This is a genomic window from Propioniciclava sp., from assembly GCF_036744435.1.
Lineage (GTDB): Bacteria > Actinomycetota > Actinomycetes > Propionibacteriales > Propionibacteriaceae > Propioniciclava.
Genome location: NZ_DAIOIA010000193.1, coordinates 1 through 3068, shown reverse-complemented (window position 1 = coordinate 3068; position 3068 = coordinate 1). Strand labels below are relative to the sequence as shown.

Genomic DNA, 3068 nt, shown 5'->3' with positions numbered 1-3068 from the left:
TCGGTGAACAACGCGTCGGCCTCCGAGGCCACCCGCGCTTCAAGCGCCTTGCCGGAGCGATCGGCGAACTCCTCGTCGCTGAGGCGACCGGCCTCGTAGTGCTGCCGCAAGGCGTTGACGGCCGCGTCGCGGTCGGCGTCTGAGAGACGCTGCGGCACAGGTTCGTGGGTCATTCGGGCGCTCCTTCCGGCGTCCATCATCCCAGACCCACCCAAGCGGGACGGGGCGACGGACACCGGATTCACCCCCGTCCCAGCCCTGAGGACGTTCAGGCAGCGGACCCCTGCCGCGAGGGCGGGTGAGCGTGGCACAGTAGGGGAGGCGTTTTTCGGATGACGCGGACCCAGTGCGTTCGCGTCCGGCTCAGGAGGTCTGCGTGAGGGTGGTGCAGAAGTTCGGTGGCTCCTCGGTCGCCGACGCCGCAAGCATCAAGCGGGTGGCGAAGCGCATCGTCGACACCCAGCAGCAGGGCAACGATGTCGTCGTCATCGTCTCGGCGATGGGTGACACCACTGACGAACTGCTCGATCTGGCCGGTCAGGTCTCCCCGAACCCGCGGGCCCGCGAACTCGACATGCTGCTGACTGCCGGGGAGCGGATGAGCGCGGCGCTGCTGGCGATGGCGATCAACGACCTGGGCTACACGGCCCGCTCGTTCACCGGTAGCCAGGCAGGCGTCATCACCACCGAGAAGCATGGCGACGCCCGCATCATCGACATCACGCCCGGCCGCATCGAGTCGGCGCTGGAGGAAGGCGACGTCGTCATCGTCGCCGGGTTCCAGGGTGTCTCGCAGACCACCAAGGACGTGACCACGCTGGGGCGAGGCGCGTCCGACACCACTGCGGTGGCGCTGGCCGCCGCGCTCAAGGCGGGCTACTGCGAGATTTACTCCGACGTGGACGGCATCTTCACGGCCGACCCGCGGATCGTGCCCGGCGCCTCGCGGATCCCGCAGATCAGTTACGAGGAGATGCTGGAGATGGCCGCCAACGGCGCCAAGATCCTGCATCTGCGGTGCGTCGAGTATGCCGGACGCGAAGGCGTCCCGGTGCACGTCCGGTCGTCCTTCTCGGACAAGCCGGGCACCTGGGTCAAGGACAGCACAGAGGAGCGGACCGTGGAAGATCCCATCATCACCGGCATTGCGCACGACCGTTCGGAGGCCAAGATCACCGTGATCGGCGTCCCGGACCGGCTCGGTGCGGCCGGGCAGATCTTCACCACCGTCGCCGAGGCCGGCATCAACATCGACATGATCGTCCAGAACGTGTCGGTGGCCGAGGGCACGACGGCGATCACGTTCACGCTGCCTCAGTCGGACGGGGACGCCGCGATGGCGGCCCTGCGCGCGGCAAAGCCGACCATCGGGTTCTCTGACCTGATCTACAACGACAAGATCGGCAAGGTGTCGGTGATCGGCGTCGGGATGCGGTCGCACCCGGGCGTCTCCGCTACGGCCTTCCGGGCGATGGCCGGAGCCGGGATCAACATTGAGATGATCTCCACCTCGGAGATCCGGATCTCGATGATCGTCGACTCCGACTTGCTCGACAAGGCCGTCCGGGCGGTGCACACGGCCTTCGGGCTGGACTCCGAGGGTCAGGCGGTCGTCTACGCAGGGACCGGCCGCTAACCTCCTCCCTCCGCCGAGGACTGAGGCTGGTGGCGCCGAGGACTGAGCCTGGCCGGGTCGAGGACTTGGCGTCGCTGAGCCGGCGTCCTGACATTTCCGCGGCCAATCGACCCCGGTTGCCTGAGTGGAGTCCTCAGCGTCTGGGCCCTCAGTCCTCGGCATCCTGAACCTCAGTCTTCGGCGTCCGAACCTCAGTCTTCGGCGCCCGAACCTCAGTCCTCGGCGCCCGAACCTCAGTCCTCGGCGCCCGAACCCTCAGTCCTCGGCGGGGTGGGGCTCAGTCCTCGGCGAGGGGGCGGCGACGCCCGGGGGCGGGGGCTAAGCTGTGAGGCAGACAGGGGAGCGCTCACAGGAGCGCTGAGAGTGCGGAGCGCCGCAGACCCTCGAACCTGATCCGGCTAGCACCGGCGTAGGGAGTCGAGTTCTCTATCGGCCCGCCCAGGGTCGGCCCCTCCACACAAGGAGGAAGCACCATGTCCCGCACGTTTCTCGGGGGGTTCGCCGCCGCACTGGCCGCGGCGCTCGCCCTGACCGGCTGCGCCGCCTCGGGGGCCAGCACCCCCAGCGCCGCCCCGACCACGCTCACCGTCGTCACCCACGACTCGTTCAACGTCAGCCCTGAACTGCTCGCGTCCTTCGAGCAGTCCACCGGGCTGAAGGTCACCTACGTCGCCCCCGGCGACGCGGGCACCCTGGTCAACCAGCTCGTCCTGACGAAGGACTCGCCCCTGGGTGACGTGGTCTACGGCATCGACAACACCTTCGCCGGACGGGCGCTGACCGAACAGGTCACGACGCCTTATGCCACCTCCGCGCTGCCCGCCGCCGACGTCGCAGCGCTCAAAGCCGACGACTCGAACCGGCTGACGCCCATCGACTTCGGCGACGTGTGCGTCAACGCCGACACCGCCTGGTTCGCCGCGCACAACCTGGCCGTCCCGCAAACCCTCGAGGACCTCACCAGGGCCGAGTACAAGGATCTGCTCGTCGTCCCCAATGCAGCCTCCAGCTCGCCCGGCATGGCCTTCCTGACGGCGACCGTCGGCGCCGAGGGCGACCCTGGTTACCTCGACTACTGGACGGCCCTGAAGAACAACGGGGTGCTCGTCGCTAAGGACTGGACCGAAACCTACTCGGTTCAGTTCTCCGGCAGCGCGGGCAAGGGCCCGCGTCCGCTGGCGCTCAGCTACTCCACCTCGCCCGCCTCCGAGGTCGTCGATGGTGCCTCGGGCACCCAAGCGCTCCTGGGAACCTGCTTTCGGCAGGTCGAGTACGCGGGCGTCATCGCTGGTGCGAAGAACCCCGAAGGGGCGCAGAAGTTCATCGACTTCATGCTGAGCGCCGACGTGCAGGCCGACATCCCCGGGCAGATGTACATGTACCCGGCGGTCCGCTCCACGCAGCTCCCGGCCGAGTGGGTGCAGTTCGCCCC

At 68.3% G+C, this 3068-nt stretch carries 3 protein-coding genes and 1 riboswitch; of the genes, 2 read left to right on the top strand and 1 reads right to left on the bottom strand.

Annotation, left to right across the window (positions count from 1 at the left end):
* The coding region (locus V7E09_RS15760) for a DUF1707 SHOCT-like domain-containing protein (protein ID WP_442956902.1) at positions 1–173 on the bottom strand (173 nt) is incomplete at its 3' end.
* A 203-nt stretch (positions 174–376) separates the two neighbouring features.
* On the opposite strand from V7E09_RS15760, the gene V7E09_RS14990 reads away from it, so the two are divergent.
* Together V7E09_RS14990 and V7E09_RS14985 are read left to right on the top strand one after the other, a co-directional pair.
* The gene (locus V7E09_RS14990) at positions 377–1636 is read left to right on the top strand and encodes an aspartate kinase (RefSeq protein WP_324512342.1); all 1260 of its coding nucleotides are present in this window, start codon (positions 377–379) and stop codon (positions 1634–1636) included.
* Positions 1637–1962: 326 nt separating this feature from the next.
* A riboswitch (TPP riboswitch) is annotated at positions 1963–2069 on the top strand.
* 40 nt (positions 2070–2109) lie between these two features.
* The coding region (locus V7E09_RS14985; protein WP_324523654.1) for a thiamine ABC transporter substrate-binding protein at positions 2110–3068 on the top strand (959 nt) is incomplete at its 3' end.